General features: G+C 72.4%; 12 protein-coding genes. 6 read left to right on the forward strand and 6 right to left on the reverse strand.

Translation table 11 applies throughout. The features are described from left to right. Positions 1-75: 75 nt before the first annotated feature. The 3 genes from ACWCPF_RS10305 (at position 76) to fxsT (ending at position 6,153) form a co-directional block, all read left to right on the forward strand. Complete coding sequence (locus tag ACWCPF_RS10305) at positions 76-1,254, forward strand: FxsB family cyclophane-forming radical SAM/SPASM peptide maturase (protein WP_451044535.1); 1,179 nt, start codon at positions 76-78, stop codon at positions 1,252-1,254. Beyond that, positions 1,251-3,011: an aKG-HExxH-type peptide beta-hydroxylase gene (locus ACWCPF_RS10310; protein ID WP_451044536.1), complete on the forward strand. Its 1,761-nt coding sequence runs from the start codon at positions 1,251-1,253 to the stop codon at positions 3,009-3,011. Before ACWCPF_RS10305 ends, ACWCPF_RS10310 begins: the two co-directional genes overlap by 4 nt. Positions 3,012-3,141: 130 nt before the next feature. Then, positions 3,142-6,153 carry an FxSxx-COOH system tetratricopeptide repeat protein gene (fxsT, locus tag ACWCPF_RS10315; protein WP_451044537.1) on the forward strand — a complete coding sequence of 1,004 codons (3,012 nt, stop codon included), beginning with the start codon at positions 3,142-3,144 and terminating at the stop codon, positions 6,151-6,153. A 123-nt stretch (positions 6,154-6,276) separates the two neighbouring features. On the opposite strand, the gene ACWCPF_RS10320 is transcribed toward fxsT, so the two are convergent. The 4 genes from ACWCPF_RS10320 to ACWCPF_RS10335 all read right to left on the reverse strand — a co-directional run bounded on the left by ACWCPF_RS10320 (position 6,277) and on the right by ACWCPF_RS10335 (position 13,038). Continuing rightward, the gene (locus ACWCPF_RS10320; RefSeq protein WP_451044538.1) at positions 6,277-10,086 is read right to left on the reverse strand and encodes a multifunctional oxoglutarate decarboxylase/oxoglutarate dehydrogenase thiamine pyrophosphate-binding subunit/dihydrolipoyllysine-residue succinyltransferase subunit; all 3,810 of its coding nucleotides are present in this window, start codon (positions 10,084-10,086) and stop codon (positions 6,277-6,279) included. Positions 10,087-10,388: 302 nt separating this feature from the next. Then, a complete protein-coding gene (locus ACWCPF_RS10325; RefSeq protein WP_451044539.1) occupies positions 10,389-11,492 on the reverse strand; it encodes a sensor histidine kinase in 1,104 nt (367 codons plus the stop codon). After that, positions 11,489-12,229 (reverse strand): response regulator transcription factor, encoded by a 741-nt coding sequence (locus ACWCPF_RS10330; RefSeq protein WP_451044540.1) that lies wholly within the window; start codon positions 12,227-12,229, stop codon positions 11,489-11,491. The genes ACWCPF_RS10325 and ACWCPF_RS10330 overlap by 4 nt, the downstream gene beginning before the upstream one ends. A 122-nt stretch (positions 12,230-12,351) precedes the next feature. Further along, entirely contained in the window at positions 12,352-13,038 is a 687-nt protein-coding gene (locus ACWCPF_RS10335; RefSeq protein WP_451044541.1) for a spermidine synthase, read from the reverse strand. A 217-nt stretch (positions 13,039-13,255) separates the two neighbouring features. Here ACWCPF_RS10335 and ACWCPF_RS10340 point away from each other — a divergent pair, with 217 nt between their 5' ends. Continuing rightward, entirely contained in the window at positions 13,256-14,014 is a 759-nt protein-coding gene (locus tag ACWCPF_RS10340; RefSeq protein WP_451044542.1) for a rhomboid-like protein, read from the forward strand. Here ACWCPF_RS10340 and ACWCPF_RS10345 read toward each other — a convergent pair. Further along, positions 14,011-15,027, reverse strand: a complete 1,017-nt coding sequence (locus ACWCPF_RS10345; protein ID WP_451044543.1) for a DUF5954 family protein — start codon at positions 15,025-15,027, stop codon at positions 14,011-14,013. The genes ACWCPF_RS10340 and ACWCPF_RS10345 overlap by 4 nt on opposite strands. 461 nt (positions 15,028-15,488) lie before the next feature. Between ACWCPF_RS10345 and lon the strand changes: the two genes are divergently transcribed. Beyond that, positions 15,489-17,903: an endopeptidase La gene (gene lon, locus ACWCPF_RS10350; RefSeq protein ID WP_451044544.1), complete on the forward strand. Its 2,415-nt coding sequence runs from the start codon at positions 15,489-15,491 to the stop codon at positions 17,901-17,903. A 642-nt stretch (positions 17,904-18,545) separates the two neighbouring features. Then, complete coding sequence (locus ACWCPF_RS10355; RefSeq protein WP_451044545.1) at positions 18,546-19,025, forward strand: MarR family winged helix-turn-helix transcriptional regulator; 480 nt, start codon at positions 18,546-18,548, stop codon at positions 19,023-19,025. Between the two features lie 22 nt (positions 19,026-19,047). Here the strand turns inward: ACWCPF_RS10355 and ACWCPF_RS10360 are convergent, their stop codons facing one another. Further along, on the reverse strand, positions 19,048-19,839 hold the full coding sequence (locus ACWCPF_RS10360; RefSeq protein WP_451044546.1) for a protein phosphatase 2C domain-containing protein: 792 nt from the start codon (positions 19,837-19,839) through the stop codon (positions 19,048-19,050). Between the last annotated feature and the right edge of the window lie 138 nt (positions 19,840-19,977).

Consider the following 19,977-nt stretch of genomic DNA (forward strand, 5'->3'; position numbering starts at 1 on the left):
TGATCCCATCGGGCTGATCCCATCGGGCCGACCTTCCGCCAGCCTGACTCGACACCGACACACGGGGGTGCTGATGTGTCCGGACAGCGCGTGCCGTTCCGGCAGTTCATCGTCAAGGTCCACGGCCGCTGCAACCTCGCCTGCCGGTACTGCTACCTCTACGAAGGCCCCGACGCCACCTGGCGGGACCGCCCCGCCGCCACCTCGCCCGAGGTGCTGGACCGCACCGCCGACCGCATCGCCGAGCACGCCCGCGGCCACGGCCTGACCGCCCTCTCGCTGACCCTGCACGGCGGCGAGCCGCTGCTGGCGGGCGCCGAGACCCTCGGCCGGTTCACCGACCTGGTCCGCGAGCGGGTCCCGGCCGGCTGCACGGTCCGCGCCGTCGTCCAGACCAACGCCACCCTGCTGACCGAGCGGCGCCTCGCGATCCTCGCCCGGCACCGGATCGGCGTCGGCATCAGCCTCGACGGCGGCCGCCCCGCCCACAACGCCCGGCGCGTCGACCACGCCGGACGCCCCTCCTGGCCCGCCGCCGCACGCGGGGCGCGCCTGGTCGCCGAGCGCTTCCCGGAGTCGTACGCCGGAATCCTGGCCGTCGTCGACGTCACCCAGGACCCGCACGACACGTACGAGTCGCTGCTCGCCCTGCGCCCGCCCGCCCTCGACCTGCTGCTCCCGCACGGGAACTGGTCCGCGCCGCCGCCCCACCGCGGCGGCACCGGGACGGCGTACGGCGACTGGCTGTGCGCCGTCTTCGACCGCTGGTGGGAGGCCGGGCGGCGGGAGACGCGCGTGCGGCTCTTCGAGGAGTGCATCGCGCTGCTCCTGGGGCTCCCGGCGATCACGGAGACGCTCGGGCTCGAGGCCTTCGACGCCGTGGTCGTCGAGACGGACGGTTCGATCGAGCAGGTGGACGCCCTGAAGTCGGCCTACGACGGAGCGGCCCGCACCGGCCTGGACGTCTTCCGGCACGGATTCGACGAGGCGTTGCGGCACCCGGGGGTGGCCGCCCGGCAGGCGGGCGCGGCGGCCCTCGCCGGGCAGTGCCGGGCCTGTCCGCTGCTCTCGGTCTGCGGAGGCGGTCACTACGCCCACCGCTACCGGGCGGGGCACGGCTTCCGCAACCCCTCCGTGTACTGCGCGGACCTCCAGCGCTTCATCCGCCACGTCTCCACCCGGCTGGCCGGTACCACCGCCACTGCCGCGGCGACGGCCCTGTCCGCATCCACCCGCGAAGGGGGCGCCCCGTGATTCTCCCGGCGATCTGGGACCGGGCCCTGGCCGAACTCGGCAGCTCCGAGGGCGGCGCGGACACCCTCGCGCTCCTGGTCCACGACCAGGACACCCGACGGCTGCTCCTGCTGCGTGCGGTACTCGACGCAGCCCAGGCGGCCGACCGCGCCACCTGCTCCCCCACCGAGAAGTCCCGACTCCAGGACGACTGGACCCTACTCACCGAAGCAGACCGAACCACACCAACCGGTCGACTGGCCTCCACTGCGGCCGGCGCGACCGGCGTGACCGGCGCAACTCCCGCCCCCGGCGCCCCCGGCACAGGCGCTGTGACCGGCGCGGCCGGCGTAACCGCCACGGCCAGCGGGAGCGCCGCGGTCGGCGCGAGTGCCGCGGCGGAAGCAGCCGCCGCAGCTGGCGCAGCCGCCCTGACCGGCGCGGCCAGCGCAACCGGCGCGACCGCCGCGACCCCCGCGACCGGCGCAACCGGCGCGACCGGCGTGGCCGCCGCGACCGCCGCGACCGCCGCGACTGGCGCGGCCAGCGCGACCGCCGCAACCTCCGCCGCCGCCGACCCCGGCGGTCGTGTTGCGCTTGTGCGGTTGTTGTATCCGTTGGTCGGGCCGTGGGCGTTGAGTGTGCTGCGGGGGTTGGATGCGGCAGGGCGGGTGTCCGGGCCGGGGCGGGAGCGGGAACTGGGGCGGGGGCTTGCGCACTTCAGTGCACTTGCCGCGGTGGCCGCGGCCCGCGCCGAGATCCCCTTCAGCGTCGAACTCACCGCCTACGACGGACAGCTCAACCTGCCCTCGCTCGGCACCCTGCACACGGCCACGTCCGGCGACGTCCCGGTCCGGGCGGCCTACGCCCGAGGGCGGGTCACGCTCTCGCAGCCCGACGCGTCGGACGTGATCGTGTTCCTGGAGCGCGGGTTCGGCGCCTGGTCCGGGGCCCTCGCCTGGACGCCCGCCTACGCGCTGCCCGGCCTGGTGCCCGAGGCCGCCCCCATGCCGCTCGACGACCTCGACCCGTACCGCACCGCGCGCGGCGACCCCCGCCACCGGGCGCTCAGCGCGCCGACGACCCTGGACGACCCGGAACGCAAACGGTGGCTGCAGGCGTGGTCCGGCACGGCCGCCGCCCTGCACACGGGCGGCGAGCACCGGGTGACGGAGGCACGGGCGCTGTTGCGCTGTCTCGTCCCGCTGGAGATGCCGCCGGACGCGGAGGGCAGCGGCGCCTGCAGCGCGACGCGGCGCGACGCGTTCGGCGCGCTGCTGTGCAGCACCCCGCCCTCCCCGGTGGCCTTCGCCGCGACGCTCGTCCATGAGCTGCAGCACGCCAAACTGGCGGCCCTCAGCGATATGACGACACTCCATCAGGCGGGCCCGCAGGCCCGGTACTTCGCGCCCTGGCGCGCGGACCCCCGGCCGTTCGACGGACTGTTGCAGGGCGCCTACGCGCACCTCGGCCTCGCGGACTTCTTCCAACGCCGCGCCCTCACCGCGGACCCCGCGCACCGGGAATCCGCCTGGGCCCAGCACGCCCGCTACCGCGCCCAGGTCGGGGCCGCGCTGCCCGCACTCGTCGGAGCACCGCATCTCACCGTCCGGGGGCGGCGCTTCGTCGACGCGATGGCCGCCGCCTACGAGGGCATGGACGCGCACCCCGCGCCCCGCGGCCACACGGCCCGCGCCCAGGCCTATCTGAAGGCCGCGCGAACCCTGTGGACGCAGCGTCAGACTCCGTCCCCGTCCTCGCCACGGCTGAATGAGTGAAGATACCCGCGTCGAGCCCCCCACTGCGGAAAGATCGTTGCGCCGAGGTGTCGTTCGCGGGCCCGCCACACTTACCAGCGATGCGCCGAGGTTCTAGGATTTTTGTGGACTACGCGCTGGAGGCCGCTGCATGTCTGGAGCTCGTACGCCGGTCGGGACGACCGTGGGGGAGGCGGCGCAACAGACCGTCACGATCAGCTTCGCCGGGTTCAACCGCGCCTGGGCGGCCTGGATCGGGGACCGGCTGGAGCGCCGGGGGCTGCGCGTGGTGTTCCAGCGGTGGGACTCCCCGGCGGAGGTTCCGCTGGCCGACCTGCTGCGCCATCTCAAACTGGCCGAGGGCCGGATCCTCGTCGTGGTCAGCGAGTGGTACTTCCAACTGGGCCCGCGCACCCGCGAGGAGTGGAACGCGGCCCTCGGCGAGGTCGTCGCCCCCGACCCGTCCCGGTTCGCGGGCGTCTCCGTCACCACGGCGGCCGTGCCGACCGCCGCCGCCGTGCTGGCCCCGGTCGAACTGATCAACGTCGGAGCCGACGAGGCCGAGCGCCGCCTGGTGGAGCGGCTCGGCCTGGCCGCCGGCCCGCTCCCGGAGCCCGCCGAGGTGGAGCGGCGCTCCCCCCGCTTCCCCGCGTCCATGCCCGAGGTGTGGGGCGGGGTGCCGCGCCGCAACACCCGCTTCACCGGCCGCGAGACGATCCTCAACGACGCCTACCACCAGCTGCAGGGCGCGGCGCCGGGCGCGGGCGTGGTGACCTTCCACGGCATGTCGGGCGTGGGCAAGACCCAGCTCGCCGCCGAGTACGTCTACCGCTTCGGCTCCGAGTACGACGTCGTGTGGTGGGTCAACGCCGAGAAACGGGTCACCTACCGACGGCTGCTCGCCGAACTCGCCCCCAAACTCGGCCTGCGCACCGGACAGGAGTACGGCGAGCGGCTGCGCGCCGTCCGCGACTCCCTGCGCCGGGGCGACCCCTTCGCCCGCTGGCTGCTGATCCTGGACGGCGCGGACGAGCCCGACCAGATCTGGGACCTGGTCCCCACCGGCCCCGGGCATGTGATCATCACCTCGCGCAACCCCGAGTGGAGCGAGCACAACAGCATGCTCCTGGAGGTGCCGGTGTACGACCGCTTCGAGTCGGTGGCGTTCATCCGCCGCCGCGCCCCCCGGCTCACCGACGCGGAGGCCGACCAGCTGGCGGACGCGCTGGAGGACCTCCCGCTGCTGCTGGACCAGACGGCGGGCTGGCTCAACGACTCCGACCTGTCGGTCCAGGAGTACATCGGGCTCCTGGAAGGCGGCATCGACCAGGACGTCGTCAAGGTTTCGGCGGACTTCCCGCTCGCCTTCCAGACCGCCTGGTCGATACTGCTGAACAAGCTCCGCGAGACCGTCCCCGAGTCCGTGGACCTCCTGAGGCTGTGCACCTTCTTCGCGCCCGGCTTCATCCCGGTACGCCTCCTCAAGGAGATGCCGAGCGGCGATCTGCCCGAACAGATCGCCGGACTGCTCAACGATCCCCTGCTGTGGAACAAGGCGATCAGCCAGCTCCGCCAGTACTCCGTGGTGCGCCTGGAGTCCCACGAGACCCTCGGCGACGAGGGCTCCTCCACCGGCGAGTCCCTCTACCTGCACCGCATGGTCCACCAGATCGTCCAGAAGGACATGCCGGACGCCGACCGGGCCGAGTTCATCGACGTCGTGCGGCGGGCCCTGGCCGCGGCCGATCCGCGCCGGCCCACCGACACCAGCCTGTGGCAGCGGTACGCCGAGATCGTGCCGCACCTGAAGTACGCGGACGTCCTCAAGAGCACGGACCCCGGCGTGCAGGGCATGGTGCTCAACTGTCTGCGCTACATGTACTTCTCCGGCGAGTACACGGCCGGCATCAAGCTCGGCGAGCGCGCCATCGAAGCATGGCCGTCGGTGCTCGGCGAGAGCCACCCGAGGCTCTGGGAACTGACCTTCCACTACGTCAACGTGCTGCGCGCCGGCGGCGAGTACACCCGCACCGAGGCCATCAACCGGGCCACCGTCGAGCAGCTGCGCGAGGAACGCGGACCGCAGGACCTGGAACACCTGCGCGCCGCCGGCGGCCTGGCCGCCGACCTGCGCGGCCTCGGCCGCTACGACGAGGCGCTCGAACTGTCCCGCTGGATCCAGCTGGCCTACCACGAACTCCTCGGCGAGCAGGACTCACGCACCCTGAACGCGCGCAACAACGTCGCCGTCTCGCTGCGCCTGCTCGGCGCCTACCAGGAGGCCCTGACCATCGACCGGCAGGTCATGGAGTCACGGCGGCTGGTGCTGAAGGGGCGTCACCCGTGGACCCTCGACTCCCAGATCTCCTACTCCATCGACCTGCGCCTGCTGGGCCGCTACACCGAGGCCGAGTCGATCCAGGCGCAGAGCGTGCGCGACAACCGGATCGTCATGGGCGACAGCAACCCGCAGACCCTGAAGGCCGAGTACAACCTCGCGCTGTGCCACTACCGCAACGGTGAGCGCGCGAAGGCGGGCGAACTCTTCACCACCGTCCTGGAGAGCGGCGAGCGGGTCATGGGCGAGACCCACCCGTGGACCCTCATGTTCGGCTGCGCCCAGAGCTGCTTCGCCCGGGAGCACGGCGACATCGACCAGGCCCGGGAGCTCAGCGAGGCCGTCGTCGCCCGCTACGAGGTGATGCTCGCCGACGCCCATCCCTTCGTCGCCGGAGCCCGCGCCAACCAGGCGCTCATCCTGCGCAACGTGGGGGAGCGCGAACACGCCCACGTCCTCATCGAGCAGGCGCTCGCCGCCATGACGGAGGCCGTCGGGGAGAGCCACCCCTGGACCCTGGGGTGCGCCCTCAACGCCTCGGCCCTGCGCAACCTCGTCGGAGACACCGAGAGCGCGGCCGCCCTCAGCCGGGACACCGTGACCCTGGCCACCGAGGTGCTGGGCCGCACCCACCCGCTCACCCTCTCGGCCCGTATCGCGCACGCGGCCGACCTGCGCGGACTGCGGGACCGCCGACAGGCGGAGAAGGTCGAGCAGGAGGCCCTCTCGGACCTGGAGGCGACCTTGGGCAAGCAACACGTCCACACCATCTCGGCCCGCTCCCGCAACCGCCCGTACTGGGACTTCGAACCCCAGACGACCTGAGCGACGACCCGCTTCGCACGCTGAAGGGCCCGCCCCCCGGAAAACCTCCGGGGGGCGGGCCCTTCACTCATCGAGCGCCTTCATCGAGCGCCCTCAGCGAGCGCCTTCAGCGGGCGGCGAGGCTCAGGCCTCGAACACCTCGGTCACCAGCTGCTCCTGCTCCGCCTGGTGCCGCTTCGCCGAGCCGACCGCCGGGGACGAGCCGTGCGGGCGCGAGATGCGCCGCAGCCGCTCGCCGTGCGGGACGTCCGCGCCGACCGCGAGGTCCAGGTGGTCGATCAGGTTCAGGGCGATGAACGGCCATGCGCCCTGGTTGGCCGGCTCCTCCTGCGCCCAGATGTATTTCTCGGCGTTGGGGTACTTGTTGACCTCGGCCTGAACCTCCGCGCCGGGCAGCGGGTACAGCCGCTCCAGCCGGATGATCGCCGTGTCCGTGACCCCGCGCTTCTGCCGCTCGGCTTCGAGGTCGTAGTAGACCTTGCCGGTGCAGAAGACGACCTTCCTGACCGCGTTCGGCTCCACCGAGGCGTCGCCGATGACCGGGCGGAACTGGCCCGTGGTGAACTCCTCCGCCTTCGACGCGGCGGCCTTGAGGCGCAGCATCGACTTCGGGGTGAAGACGACCAGCGGCTTGTGGTGCGGGTTGTGCACCTGCCACCGCAGGAGGTGGAAGTAGTTCGACGGGAGCGTCGGCATCGCGACCGTCATGTTGTTCTGGGCGCAGAGCTGCAGGAACCGCTCGACGCGGGCCGAGGAGTGGTCCGGGCCCTGACCCTCGTAGCCGTGGGGGAGGAGCAGGGTGACGCCGGACGTCTGGCCCCACTTCTGTTCCGCGGCCGAGATGTACTCGTCGACGACCGTCTGCGCGCCGTTGACGAAGTCGCCGAACTGCGCCTCCCACATCACGAGCGCGTCGGGACGGGCCAGCGAGTAGCCGTACTCGAAGCCCATGACCGCGTACTCGGACAGCAGGGAGTTGTAGACGTTGTAGCGCGCCTGGTCCTCGGCGAGGTACTGCAGCGGGGTGTGCTCCTCGCCCGTCTCACGGTCGATGAGGACCGCGTGCCGCTGGCCGAAGGTGCCGCGCTGGGAGTCCTGGCCGGACAGCCGGACCGGGGTGCCCTCGAGGAGCAGCGAGCCCACGGCCAGCGTTTCGCCCATGCCCCAGTCGATCGTGCCGTCCTCGACCATCGTCGCCCGGCGCTGCAGCTGCGGCAGCAGACGCGGGTGGACGTGGAAGTAGTCGGGGATGTTGACCTGGGACTCGGCGATCCGCTTCACGGTCTCCGTGGTGATCGCGGTGTTCACGGCGACCGGGAACTCCGCGTGCGGGTCAGAGACCGCGCCCGAGGCCGGCTGCGAGGTGATGGCCTCGCGGACCTCGGTGAAGACCTTCTCCAGCTGGCCCTGGTAGTCCTGCAGCGCCTGCTCGGCCTCTTCCAGGGTGATGTCGCCGCGACCGATGAGGGACTCGGTGTAGAGCTTGCGCACCGAGCGCTTCTTGTCGATCAGGTCGTACATCAGCGGCTGGGTGAAGGCCGGGTTGTCCGACTCGTTGTGACCGCGGCGGCGGTAGCAGATGAGGTCGATCACCACGTCCTTGTTGAACGCCTGACGGAACTCGAAGGCCAGGCGCGCGACGCGCACGACGGCCTCGGGGTCGTCGCCGTTCACGTGGAAGATCGGGGCCTCGATCATGCGCGCCACGTCCGTGGCGTACATCGAGGAGCGCGACGACTCGGGAGCCGCCGTGAAGCCGACCTGGTTGTTGATGACGATGTGGACCGTGCCGCCGGTGCGGTAGCCGCGCAGCTGAGACATGTTCAGCGTCTCGGCCACCACGCCCTGGCCCGCGAAGGCCGCGTCGCCGTGCAGGGCCACCGGCAGGACGGTGAAGTCCGTGCCGCCCTTGTTGATGATGTCCTGCTTGGCGCGGCTGATGCCCTCGATGATCGGGTCGACCGTCTCCAGGTGGGACGGGTTCGCGGCCAGCGAGACCTTGATCTGCTCACCGTCGAGACCGGTGAAGGTGCCCTCGGCGCCCAGGTGGTACTTCACGTCGCCGGAGCCGTGCATCGACTTCGGGTCGAGGTTGCCCTCGAACTCGCGGAAGATCTGGGCGTACGACTTGCCGACGATGTTGGCCAGCACGTTCAGCCGGCCGCGGTGGGCCATGCCGATGACGACCTCGTCCAGGCGGGACTCGGCGGCGCTGTCGAGGACGGCGTCCAGCAGCGGGATGACGGACTCGCCGCCCTCCAGGGAGAACCGCTTCTGGCCGACGTACTTGGTCTGCAGGAAGGTCTCGAAGGCCTCCGCCGCGTTCAGCCGGCGCAGGATGCGCAGCTGCTCCTCGCGCTCCGGCTTGCTGTGCGGGCGCTCGATGCGGTCCTGGATCCAGCGGCGCTGCTTCGGGTCCTGGATGTGCATGAACTCGACGCCGGTGGTGCGGCAGTACGAGTCGCGCAGCACGCCGAGGATGTCGCGCAGCTTCATCAGGGACTTGCCGGCGAAGCCGCCGACCGCGAACTCGCGCTCCAGGTCCCACAGGGTGAGGCCGTGCTCGGTGATGTCGAGGTCGGGGTGCTTGCGCTGGCGGTACTCCAGCGGGTCGGTGTCGGCCATGACATGGCCGCGGACCCGGTAGGAGTGGATCAGCTCGAAGACGCGCGCGGCCTTGGTGACGTCGTCGTCGTGGCTGGCGTCGATGTCCTTGAGCCAGCGGACCGGCTCGTAGGGGATGCGCAGCGCCTCGAAGATCTCGTCGTAGAAGCCGTTCTCGCCGAGCAGGTAGTTCGCGACGACCCGCAGGAACTCGCCGGAGGCGGCGCCCTGGATGACCCGGTGGTCGTAGGTCGACGTGAGCGTCATGACCTTCGCGATGCCGAGCTTGTTCAGGGTGTCCTGGCTGGTGCCCTGGAACTCCGCGGGGTAGTCCATCGAGCCGACGCCCATGATGACCGACTGCCCGGGCATCAGACGCGGCACGGAGTGGACGGTGCCGAGGCCGCCGGGGTTGGTCAGCGAGACGGTGACGCCGGTGAAGTCGTCCATCGTCAGCTTGCCCTCGCGGGCGCGGCGGACGATGTCCTCGTAGGCCTGCCAGAACTCGAAGAAGTTCAGCGTCTCGGCCTTCTTGATGCCGGCGACGACGAGCTGGCGGTCGCCGTTGGCCTTCACCAGGTCGATGGCGAGGCCGAAGTTGACGTGCGCGGGCTTGACGAGGGTGGGCTTCCCGTCCTTGTCCGCGTAGTGCCAGTTCATCGACGGCATGGCCTTGATGGCCTGCACCATCGCGAAGCCGATCAGGTGCGTGAAGGAGATCTTCCCGCCCCGGGCCCGCTTGAGGTGGTTGTTGATGACGATGCGGTTGTCGAACAGCAGCTTCACCGGGACCGCGCGCACGGACGTGGCCGTGGGCAGCTCCAGCGAGGCGTTCATGTTCTTGGCGACTGCGGCGGACGGACCGCGCAGCGTCACGAACTCCGGGCCCTCGGGGGCCGCGGGAGCCGCAGCGGCGGGCGCGGGCTTCGCGGCGGCCGGAGCCGCCTGCACCGGGGCGGGAGCCGCGGCAGCCGGGGCGGCCGCGGGCTTCGGCACGGCCGCGGGGGCCGGGGCCGGTGCGGGGGCCGCAGCGACGGGCGCGGCGGGGGCCGCGGCAGCCGGGGCGGCGGGCGCCGGGGGCGTGCTGGTGGTCGCTGCGGCCACCGGGGCCGCAGTACCCGCCGGAGCCGAGGGCGCGGCGGCCCCGGGCTTGTAGTCGGCGAAGAAGTCCCACCAGGCACGGTCTACCGAGTTCGGGTCCTGGAGGTACTGCTGATAGATCTCGTCGACGAGCCACTCGTTCGGTCCGAACGCGGCCGCGGGATTCTTGCCCGCTTGGTCTGCGTCGGTCGAGATGCTCGATGCGTTACTGGGGGACTGTGGCGACACGGCGGCAACCGCCCTCTTCCGCTTCACAAGGTTATGGACAGCGGGAATAAAGGCTACGCCCCCGGGAGGGTGAAGGTCAGGTCGAGCCGGGCCATCGTCGCGTAAGTCACATCGGAAAGCGCGTTTCGCGGGTGGAAATGGCGGGAAACAAGCGCGGTTACGCTGCAAAAGGGAAGAGTTGATGCAGGTCGCGCACCCCAAGCGTGCGAACCCGTGCCGACCTGGGCCGGTCCTCTGCCTGATCACACGTGTCCGTCTGCGCGGACGCCCGTGGATCTTGTGGCTCCGCTTCGAACTTTACGTCAACTTGGAACGGATGACTCTCCCGGAAGGGTGATAAGAATCCGACAACCCCGCTCGGATTCGGCCACCCCGATCCGGCCGCCGTGAAGATCGACCGCCCAGCGGGCGATCGCCAGCCCCAGCCCCGTGCCGCCGTCGCTGCCCGGCCCGTGCGGCCGGCGGACGGCTCCCCGGTTGAACCGCTCGAACACGCGGTGCCACTCCGAGCGCGGAATGCCGGGCCCCTCGTCCAGGACCTCCAGCTCCAGCGACTCCGGCTGCGGCCCGCGCCGCGCCTTCACCGTCACCCGTCCGTGCGGTGGGCTGTGCTTGACGGCGTTGTCGATCAGGTTGGCGACGACCTGATGGATGCGCTCCGGGTCCGCGTGCGCGGTCAGCTCCGGCGGGGACACGTCCAGGTGCAGATGGACGTCCGTGCGCGTGTGGTTGCCGCCCGAGCCCATCGTGGCGCGCGCGGAGGCGACCATGTTGGCCTCCTTCAGCACGCCGGACAGATACGGCCACACCTCGAAGCGCCGCCGGCGCAGCGGGACGACGCCGTTGTCGAGGCGGGACAGGTCCAGCAGGGTCTCCACCAGCCGTCCGAGCCGCTCCGTCTGCTTCAGGGCCGTGCGCATCGTCTCGGTGTCGGCCTCGGCGATGCCGTCGACCACGTTCTCCAGGACGGCGCGCAGCCCCGCGATGGGCGTGCGCAGCTCGTGCGAGACGTTGGCCACCAGCTCCTTGCGCTGCCGGTCCTGCGCCTCCAGCTCGTCCGCCATGACGTTGATCGTCTGGGCCAGGTCGCCCAGCTCGTCACGGCGGTTCTCACGCACTCGGCGGGTGTAGTCGCCGTGCGAGATGGACCGGGCCACCGTGTTCATCTCGTCCAGCGGCGCGGTGAGCGAATGCGCCACGAACTGCGTGATCAACAGTGTGGCGATCATCGAGAAGACCGTGATGAAGCGCAGCTCCGTCTTGGTGTGCACCGCGATCATCGACAGACCGGTGGTGATCAGCACCGAGATCACGACCAGCGCGCCCAGCTTGGTCTTGATCGAGAACGGGCGTACGCGGCCCCAGGGCTCCGCGGGGCTTCTCGGTCCGTCCGGCCCGGGGCTCATGGCGTCGGGGTCTCCAGCGCGTAGCCCACGCCGTGCACCGTGCGGATCCGCTCGGCGCCGATCTTCCGCCGCAGCGCCTTGATGTGGCTGTCGACGGTACGGGTGCCGGAGGCGTCCGCCCAGTCCCAGACCTCGGCGAGGAGCTGCTCACGGGAGAGCACCGCGCGCGGGGTGTTCGCCAGGCAGACCAGCAGGTCGAACTCGGTGGGCGTCAGGTGCACGTCGTCCGAGCGCACCCGCACCCGGCGCTGCGCGTGGTCGATCTCCAGCTCGCCGAGCCGCAGGATCCCGCTGCGCGGGGTCGTCGCCGCGATCGCGGCCCGCTCCACCCGGCGCAGCAGCACGTGCACGCGTGCCGCCAGCTCCCGCATCGAGAACGGCTTGGTCATGTAGTCGTCGGCGCCCACGCCGAGCCCGACCAGCATGTCGGTCTCGTCGTCGCGCGCGGTGAGCATCAGCACCGGCACCGGACGGGCGGCCTGCACACGACGGCAGACCTCCAGACCGTCGAAGCCGGGCAGCATGATGTCGAGGATCAGCAGATCGGGCTGCCAGGCCTCGGCGGTGTCGACGGCCGCCGGGCCGTCCCCCGCCGTTTGCACGAGGAATCCCTCGGCGCGCAGGCGGGCCGCGATGGCGTCGACGATCGTCGGGTCGTCCTCGACCACCAGGACGCGCCGCTGCGCGCCCGGGGTCGCCGTCGCCGTGCCGTTGTGTGCGGTGTGTGTCTGCTCCATCGCCCGCCCCTGAGTGTGCTTTCCGGAACCAGTGGGGTGATCCCTTGTCTGCGCATGACTGCGGTTGACGCATGAATGATCGGCGTCAGGGGTGCAGCGTACGGGGAGTCACCGCGGGTTTGCTATCCAGGTCGGACGCCGAGGTGCACGACGTCCGGCACGCCTCGGGCAACCCGGATCTCTTCGGTACGCACCTGCTGGAACCCGGCATTCCCCATGGTTCCCTCGAATTCCGGAGAGGGCCGGGCGGACCATACGGCCAGTACTCCACCGGGTCTCAACACCCGTGCGCAGCTTGCCAGTCCGGCCGTCGAGTAGAGGCTTTCGTTGCCCTCGGTGACGGTCCAGTCGGGCCCGTTGTCGATGTCCAGGCATACCGCGTCGAACGTGTCGCATGTCTCATTGACGTAGTCGAGGAGATCCGTTTCGACGATCTTCGTCCGGGGGTCGGTGAGCCCCGCTCCGGAGAGCGCGGCCAGCGGGCCGTCGAGGTGCCAGTCGATGACGGCGCGCTCGCGCTCCACGACCGTGATCCCGCCCCAACGGGGGTCGGCGCCGGCGTGCGCCAGCGAGAAGCCGACGCCGAGCCCGCCGATCAGCAGGTCGGGGGCCGGGCGGTCGTCCAGCGCATCCCGGGCCGCGTCGACCAGCAGCCGCTCCGAGCGGCCGTCCGAGGTGTCCATCAGGAAGCAGCCGTTCGCGATGATCTGGAGCAGCTTCCCGTGCCGGCGCAGGACGACCTCGCCGTAGGGGCCCTCGCGACGGTCGAGTACCTGGGGCGCGTCGGGGATGTCGTACGGGAGGGGCATCGGTCCATCCTGGCAGCTCCCTGACGGTTTGTTGAGGGAATTCCGTGGGCGGCGAATGCGGTTGACGCACCCCTGTTCGGAACAGGCTCCGTGCGGCCGGGAATCGCCCGGGAGAAGCCTCGGAGCTTCCTGTGAATCGGCTTCGACGTGGCGCCCGTCACAGACAGCGGTCGGCCGCGGCCCGAAAGGTGGAGCGAAACGGAAGGAGCGCCCGACGGTGGAACGCACGGCAGCACCCACGGGCCCGCCCGTGCCCGAAGCCTCCGCACTCCTCGACGGCATCCCGGGCCAGCGCGGTCCGCACCCCGCCGAGCCGCCCCCGGTGCGGCCCGCCGCGACGGACTCCCCGCCCCGCTTCCGGCTCCCGGTGCCCTTCACCCTGGCCTACACGGCCGTCCTCGCCCTCACCTCGTACGTCACCGCGCAACTCGACCCCACCCTCGTGCACGCCCTGCACCAGGGCTTCAGCACCGACGTGGCGCACCTGTCGCAGACACCGGTGCTCGTGCTGGCGGGCAGCGCACTGTGGGTGGCGGGCGGCTTCGCCTCGCTCTTCACGCTCAGCTTCCTGGTCGTCCTCACCCTGCTGGAACGGCGCATCGGCGGGGCCCGCACGGCGCTCGTCTTCCTGCTCGGGCACGTCCTGGCCACCCTCGCGACCGAGGTCCCGGTCGGGCTGGCCGTGCTCGTCGGCCGACTGCCCGACAGTTCGCTGCACCGCCTCGACTACGGCATCAGCTTCGGCGTCGCCGCGTGCGTAGGCGCCCTGGCCGGGCTGCTCGCACCCTGGCCGCGCCGGCTCCTGCTCGCCGCCTTCGGCGGGATGCTGCTCCAGGACCTGATCGCTTTCACCGACCCGCTGACGAACTGGGGCCACCTGATCGCCCTGACGATAGGCATCGCCACCTGGCCGCGGACCCGCCGCTGGGCCGAAACCGCACCGAGCCCCGGGCCGGCCGCCCAGCCTTCGGACTAGTCCTCGAACTGGACCGTGCCGTCCTCGTGCAGGGTCGGGTGGAGCTTCATCGGGCCGTACTCGTCGACGTCCGACGGGCGGGGCGGCTCGGGGCCGTCCGGGCCGAGGCGGACCATCCGCTCGACGCGGCAGATCCGGAACAGCCGGTCCTCCACGCGGGCCTCGTCGGCCCGGCCCGCGTTCCTGAACGCCTCCGCGGCCCGCGCGTACAGCGCCTTCTTCCGCTCGTCGAAGCGGTACAGCATCGCCCACACGCGGGACATCCCCTCGTACAGCGTGCGGCGCGCCTCGTGCGGGGTCGCCGCGAGCGCCCCGCACGGGGTCCAGCCCGAGTCGTCGCGTTCGGCCACCGAGAAGCCGACGGGCAGCCGGACCACGTCCGGGTGCGTCCTGGTCGCCCGCGCGGAGTCCGCCCGCACGTCGGCCGGGAACCGGGCCCCCGTGTACGTGAAGTCGCGCAGGCCCAGCCGCAGGGCGCCCGCCATCGGGCCCTCGTCCCGGCCGGGGTGGAGGACGAAGCCCACGTCGGGTGACGGGGCGGCGCTCTGGTCCTCCCAGGACGGGGCCGTGGTCTCCGGGTCGGTGGGCCGTGGCGGCTCCAGGCCGTCGTCGCCGGTGCGGGCGAACTCGTCGCCGCGCACCACCCGGTAGCGCACGCCCAGCGCCTCCACCTCGTCGGCCGGCGCCCGCTCCAGGACGGCCACGGCCGCCAGCAGTTCCCGCCGGGCGGCCGGGTCGCCGGCGCCGTCCTTCGCCTTGAACCACAGGTGCGAGTTGAGCCCGTCCCGGGCCTGCTGGGGCATGCCGTCCACCATCGGTTTCAGCAGCCGCCAGCGTGGATGGGCGGCCGGGTCGCGCGCGGCGATGCCGAAGACGGGCCCGCGCAGCGCGATGTGCGGATAGCGCCGGGAGGCCTCGACGGCGTCCGCCTCCGTCACCCAGGCGACGGGGTCGTCGCGGCGGACCAACTCGGCGTGGAGGGCGTCGAGACGTCGCTTCCAGTCATCGGTCATATGCGCATTGTGGTCGGGGGAGGGGACGCTTCGGGGCGAATGCCGGAAGTGAGCGGGGTACGGGGAGGGGGCGCGAGGGGCGTGCCCCGTCGTGCGGCACCGGAGGGTGCGCCCTCCCGGCCGCCGGACGTCACCCGCGTGCGCTTCCGCCGGGCTTCGCGCTGGTCAGCGGCGCCTCGACGGACCGGCCCGACGACTCGTACGCCGTCGGCCCCTCCGGCGTGGCCCCCGCTACGCCGGTGCTCGCGCCCTGTGCGACCCGCAGTGCGCCGGAGCGCGCGCAGGACGCGGCGGCGGACGCGGCGACGGACGCGGCGACGGACGCGGCGCGGACACGCCGACCGACGCTGCTGCGGACCCTTCGTGATCGCCCACAGCGAACGGGCCGCCCCGCGGGGAACATTCGCGGGCTCATGTGCATTGAGTCGGCATAGCTCAACTTGACTGCCTAAGGGGAGATCATGGCTTCGACGTCCGTACAGCTCACCCTGCCCGTACTGCCTCTCGATGACGAGGTCGTGCTCCCCGGCATGGTGGTTCCACTGGACCTCAACGACACCGACGTGCGCGCCGCTGTCGAGGCCGCCCAGGCCGCCGCCCGTACCGCGGGCGGGAAGCCCCGCGTGCTGCTGGTGCCGCGCATCGACGGGACGTACGCGAGCACGGGTGTGCTCGGCACCGTCGAACAGGTCGGCCGCCTCGCCGACGGCGACCCGGGCGCGCTGATCCGCGGCCGCGGCCGGGTGCAGATCGGCGCCGGCACCACCGGCCCCGGCGGCGCGCTGTGGGTCGAGGGGACGAGGGTCGACGACAGCCTGCCCGAGCCGCTGCCCGGCCAGGTCGCCGAACTCGTCAAGGAATACAAGGCGCTGGCCACCGCGTGGCTGCGCAAGCGCGCCGCCTGGCAGGTCGTCGACCGCGTCCAGGCCATCGACGACGTCTCCGCGCTCGCCGACAACTCCGGCTACTCGCCGTTCCTGACCACCGAACAGAAGATCGAGCTGCTGGAGACCGCCGACCCGGTGGCCCGGCTGAAGCTCGCCACCCAGCAGCTGCGCGAACACCTCGCCGAGCAGGACGTCGCCGAGACCATCGCCAAGGACGTCCAGGAGGGCGTCGACAAGCAGCAGCGCGAATTCCTGCTGCGCCGCCAGCTCGACGCCGTCCGCAAGGAGCTGCGCGAGCTCAACGGCGAGCAGGAGGGCGAGGAGTCGGACGACTACCGCGCCCGCGTCGAGGCCGCCGACCTGCCCGAGAAGGTCCGCGAGGCCGCCCTCAAGGAGGTCGACAAGCTGGAGCGGTCCAGCGACCAGTCGCCCGAGGGCTCCTGGATCCGCACCTGGCTGGACACCGTCCTCGAACTGCCGTGGAACGAACGGACCGAGGACCGCTACGACATCCAGGGCGCCCGCGCGGTCCTCGACGCCGAGCACGCCGGTCTGGACGACGTCAAGGAGCGCATCACCGAGTACCTGGCCGTGCGCAAGCGACGCGGCGAACGCGGCCTCGGCGTCGTGGGCGGCCGGCGCGGCGGCGCGGTGCTCGCGCTCGTCGGCCCGCCCGGCGTCGGCAAGACCAGCCTCGGCGAGTCCGTCGCCCACGCCATGGGCCGCAAGTTCGTGCGCGTCGCCCTCGGCGGCGTCCGGGACGAGGCCGAGATCCGCGGCCACCGCCGCACCTACGTCGGCGCGCTGCCCGGCCGGATCGTGCGGGCCATCAAGGAGGCCGGGTCGCTGAACCCGGTGGTGCTGCTCGACGAGATCGACAAGGTCGGCTCCGACTTCCGGGGCGACCCGGCCGCCGCCCTGCTGGAGGTCCTCGACCCGGCGCAGAACCACACCTTCCGCGACCACTACCTGGAGGTCGAACTCGACCTGTCGGACGTGGTCTTCCTGGCCACCGCCAACGTGCTCGAAGCCATCCCGGAGGCCCTGCTCGACCGCATGGAGCTGGTCCGCCTCGACGGCTACACCGAGGACGAGAAGGTCGTCATCGCCCGCGACCACCTGCTCCCGCGCCAGCTGGAGCGGGCGGGCCTGGACCAGGACGAGGTCGCGCTCGACGAGAGCGCGCTGCGCAAGCTCGCCGGCGAGTACACCCGCGAGGCGGGCGTGCGCACCCTGGAGCGGTCCATCGCCCGGCTGCTGCGCAAGATCGCGGCCCAGCACGAACTCGGCGAGCGGAAGCTGCCGTTCACCGTCCGGGACGAGGACCTGCGCGCACTGATCGGCCGGCCGCACCACGTGCCCGAGTCGGCCCAGGACCCGGCCGAGCGCCGCACCGCCGTGCCCGGAGTCGCCACCGGCCTCGCGGTCACCGGCGCGGGCGGTGACGTCCTCTTCGTCGAGGCGTCGCTGGCCGACCCGGAGACCGGCGCGTCGGGCCTGACCCTGACCGGTCAGCTCGGCGACGTGATGAAGGAGTCGGCGCAGATCGCGCTGAGCTTCCTGCGCAGCCACGGCGCCGAACTGGAACTGCCGGTGGGCGACCTCAAGGACCGGGGCGTGCACATCCACTTCCCGGCGGGCGCGGTCCCCAAGGACGGCCCGAGCGCCGGCGTCACCATGACGACGGCCCTCGCGTCCTTGCTGTCCGGCCGGCTCGTCCGCACCGACGTGGCCATGACCGGCGAAGTCTCGCTGACCGGCCGGGTGCTGCCCATCGGCGGCGTGAAGCAGAAGCTGCTCGCCGCGCACCGGGCCGGCGTCACCACGGTGATCATCCCCAAGCGCAACGAGGCCGACCTGGACGACGTCCCGGCGGAGGTGCTGGACAAGCTCGACGTCCACGCCGTCACCGACGTCCGCCAGGTCCTGGAGCTGGCGCTCGCCCCCGCCGCGAACGCCGCGAGGCCACAGGTCCCCGCGGCGGCGTGACGGACGCCGCGGGAGGGCGGGGCCCGGGCCTCCCTGTGGGACCCCCGGGCCCCGCCGCACCCAGGCCGCCCCCGCCGTGCACCTTGGGGAGCGCGTCGCCCGCGCCCGCCGCCCCACGGCGCACGGCCGTAGGTTCCCGCAGGCGGCGTGACGGACGGCCCCTGAGGGCAGGACCCGGGTTTCCCTGAGGGAGCCCGGGCCCCGCCGTACCCGGGCCGCCCCCCGCCGCGCGCCCTGGGGAGCGCGGCGCTCGCGCCCGCCGCGAACGCCGCGAGGCCGCAGGTCCCCGCGGCGGCGTGACGGACGACGCGGGAGGGCGAGGCCCGGGTTTCCCTGAGGGAGTCCCGGGCCCTGCCGTACCCGGGCCGCCCCCGCCGCGCGCCTTGGGGAGCGCGGGGCTCGCGCCCGCCGCCGCCGGCGCGCGGTCGGCGCAGCGACGGTCGGCGCCACCGCCTGCCCCGTCGTGCGGCGCCGGGCCGGCCTGGCGGCGAGGGCCCCCGCGGGGGGACGCCGCGCCTCCGGGGCGCGCCGTGTCCCCCGCCGTACCCGTCGCGCGTTCTGGGCGGTGTCAATGGTCTGTGCCTGCGGAATACTTAGGGGCTGCGCCGATGGCGGCGAGGCGGCGAGATCAGGGGTGCTGACGTGCACGAGGACACAGACGGCGGGACGTCGTCGCGTGGGGTGGAGCAGGGCGACCGGGAGTTCCTCTCCCTGGAGCGGGAGCTCACGGTGCTGCTGCGCCGCGCCCGCGCCAACCAGGGCGAGATGGCCCGCGAGGTCCATCCGGACCTGGAGTCCGCCGCCTACGGGCTGCTCGTCCGGCTGGAGGAGTGCGGCCGCCAGCGCGCCACGGAGCTCGCCGCCTACATCGGCGTCGGCAAGGCCACCATGTCCCGCCAGCTGCGCGCCCTGGAACAACTCGGCCTGGTCGCCCGCGAACCGGACCCGGCGGACGGCCGGGCCTGGCTGGTCGACCTCACCGAGGAAGGCCGCACCCGGGTGCGCCGCGTCCGCGAGGCCCGCCGGGAGCGGTACGTCACCCATTTCTCCGACTGGGACCGCACCGAGGTCTCCGAACTGGCCCGCCTGCTCCACCAGCTGAACCGGGGCATGGAGAAGTAACCGGCGTGGGCCGGGGCGCGGGCTACGGCTGCACGCACACCACCGTCGCGTCGTCGTGGGTCTTCGCCCGGCCCAGGAAGGCCCGCCCGGCGGCGTCGTCGGCCCGTTCCAGCGCCCGGACCCGCTCCACCAGCGAGCGGGCCCCCTCCGCGCGGACCACGGCGAGCAGGTCCGCCCAGTCGCCCTGCCGGAAGAGCTCCGTCCAGCGGGCGGCCCCGTCCGACAGGGCGGCCAGCGAGCGGACCTCCGCGCGCGGCACGGCCGCGGTCACCGCCCGGGCGGCCACCGACGGGTCGGCCGCGGCCGTGAAGAACCCGCCCTCCTTGTTACGGAGCGTGCCGTCGACGACCTCGGCGCTCCGCAGCAGCTCGCGCGGCAGCCGGGCCAGCCGGTCGTCGTGGACGGGAACGACCGTGCCGTCTGGGGACACCAGCAGCAGCGTCGCGTCGCACAGGACCAGGTACTCGACCAGTTCCGGGGACCAACGCGCCAGAACCACTGTGGCCTGAGGCGTGCGTGGGTGAGAAAGGTCACAGGTGTCGGCATGGGCCTCGGCGGTACGCGCGATGGCCAGCGCAAGCGTCTCGGCCAGCGGAACATCCGTGAGTGAAACGGTCAGTTCGGTCAGCGCGCCGCCCAGCCGCGCGGTGAACCAGGGGACCGAATGCAGACAGCCCGCATCACCCTTCGGCGGGGTCACCCCGTCCAGCACGACGAGCGAACCGCCCTGACCGGAGGCGGAAAGCCCGACACTCGCGAAGTCCTCGTTGGGGCGCGCCCGATCGCCGGCCTCCGACACAAGTTCCGTACGCATTCGGCCAGTCTGCACGACCCCCTCACAGTCTTCGCAAAAGGACGGCATTGCTCGCGGAACGGTTGCGCCGCCGCAGGTCAGACGGGCGCTTTGGGCGGGAATGCAGTACTCCGGGAAGACGTGGCGGCGAATACTGTC

This window comes from Streptomyces sp. NPDC001858, assembly GCF_053594615.1.

Excerpts from the sequence above, each read along its gene's own strand:
- ACWCPF_RS10325 (WP_451044539.1), bottom strand. The coding sequence starts at position 11,492 with ATGAGCCCCGGGCCGGACGGACCGAGAAGCCCCGCGGAGCCCTGGGGC.
- fxsT (WP_451044537.1), top strand. The coding sequence starts at position 3,142 with ATGTCTGGAGCTCGTACGCCGGTCGGGACGACCGTGGGGGAGGCGGCG.
- lon (WP_451044544.1), top strand. The coding sequence starts at position 15,489 with ATGGCTTCGACGTCCGTACAGCTCACCCTGCCCGTACTGCCTCTCGAT.
- ACWCPF_RS10335 (WP_451044541.1), bottom strand. The coding sequence starts at position 13,038 with ATGCCCCTCCCGTACGACATCCCCGACGCGCCCCAGGTACTCGACCGT.
- ACWCPF_RS10330 (WP_451044540.1), bottom strand. The coding sequence starts at position 12,229 with ATGGAGCAGACACACACCGCACACAACGGCACGGCGACGGCGACCCCG.
- ACWCPF_RS10345 (WP_451044543.1), bottom strand. The coding sequence starts at position 15,027 with ATGACCGATGACTGGAAGCGACGTCTCGACGCCCTCCACGCCGAGTTG.
- ACWCPF_RS10360 (WP_451044546.1), bottom strand. The coding sequence starts at position 19,839 with ATGCGTACGGAACTTGTGTCGGAGGCCGGCGATCGGGCGCGCCCCAAC.